Origin of the sequence: Actinomycetospora cinnamomea, from assembly GCF_003096675.1 — a bacterium.
Taxonomy (GTDB): domain Bacteria; phylum Actinomycetota; class Actinomycetes; order Mycobacteriales; family Pseudonocardiaceae; genus Actinomycetospora; species Actinomycetospora cinnamomea.
Genome location: NZ_QEKW01000043.1, coordinates 1 through 1,330, shown reverse-complemented (window position 1 = coordinate 1,330; position 1,330 = coordinate 1). Strand labels below are relative to the sequence as shown.

Below are 1,330 nucleotides of genomic sequence, written 5' to 3'. Positions count from 1 at the left end.
CTGACTGTGAGGGTCAGTTCTCGCTGGCTCTCGTGGTCGTGGTGGGCTGGTGATCAGCAGCAGCGGGTGTGACTCCTGGTCTGACTGGCGTGATGCCTGCGAGCCGACATGTCCGCCTGCTGCTGTTGGTGCCGGCCCGGCCGGAGTGGTGGCCTGATCAGGAGCTTGACCCCCGAGTAGCCGCTCGGGGTGTCCCATCACAGTCCTGCCCGTTCTCCGACCGGACCGGCGTTCACAGTCGCGTCCACGCGTCAGGAGAACGCATGTCCATGCTGGCAGAGGTCGTCGAGCTCGTCATCGGGGTCGACACCCACACCGACACCCACACCGCCGCGGTCGTCGTCGCGGCGACCGGGGCGTTGCTCGAGACCGTCACCGTGTCCGCAGACCCGGACGGCTACCAGGAACTGATCGGTCTGGCCGGGCGTCACGGCGGGTTGCGGGCCTTCGCGGTCGAGGGTGCTGGCGGCTACGGCGCTGGTCTGGCCCGCCACCTCGCCACCGCCGGTGAGGTCGTGGTCGAGCTCGACCGCCCGGCCCGCCCGGCTCGCCGCGGCGGTCGCCGCTCGGATCCGTTGGACGCCGAGCGCGCGGCCCGTGACGCGCTGGCCCGCACCCACCTGGCCGCGCCCAAGACCGGGCCCCAGCGCGGCGCGCTGCAGGCCTTGCTGGCCGCGCGCCGCTCAGCGGTCGAGGCCGCCACCGACGCCCAGCGGCAGCTGCGCGCGCTGGTCATCACCGCCCCCGAGCCGGTCCGGGCTCGGTTCCGCGGGCACCGCAGCACCCGCGCCCAGCTCACCGTCGCCGCCGGGCTACGGCCCACCACCAGTAGCGGTGACGTCGAGGTCGTCACCGCGTTGAGCGTGCTGCGCGGCCTGGCTCGCCGGGTGCGGGCCCTCGAAGCCGAGGCCACCGACCACGAGAAGGCCATCCGCGCGGTCGTCGCCGCGTGGCGCCCGGACTTGCTCGAGCTGCCCGGCGTCGGCCCGATCAACGCCGCAGTCGTGTTGACCGCCTGGTCGCACCCCGGGCGCTGCCGCGACGAGGCCGCGTTCGCCATGCTCGCCGGCGCCGCCCCCATCCCGGCCTCCTCGGGCCGCACTGTGCGCTACCGGCTCAACCGCTGCGGGAACCGGCAGCTCAATCGGGCGCTGCACTCGATCGCCCTGTCGCGGCAGCGCTACCACCAGCCCACCCGCGAATACACCGACAGCCGTCGCGCCCAGGGCAAGACCGACCGCGAGATCCGCCGATGCCTCAAGCGCTACATCGCCCGCCAGCTCTACCGTCAGCTCGAACCCGCAGGGGTTGACGAACCATAGGAGCGTCG

At 73.2% G+C, this 1,330-nt stretch carries 1 protein-coding gene; it reads left to right on the top strand.

The window, feature by feature from the left end:
• The first annotated feature begins 263 nt into the window (after positions 1-263).
• Positions 264-1,322 carry an IS110 family RNA-guided transposase gene (locus tag C8D89_RS28625; protein WP_116711542.1) on the top strand — a complete coding sequence of 353 codons (1,059 nt, stop codon included), beginning with the start codon at positions 264-266 and terminating at the stop codon, positions 1,320-1,322.
• The last annotated feature ends 8 nt before the right edge of the window (positions 1,323-1,330 follow it).

Bases quoted from the DNA above. Each gene is read 5' to 3' on its own strand.
- C8D89_RS28625 (WP_116711542.1), top strand. From the start codon at position 264: ATGTCCATGCTGGCAGAGGTCGTCGAGCTCGTCATCGGGGTCGACACC.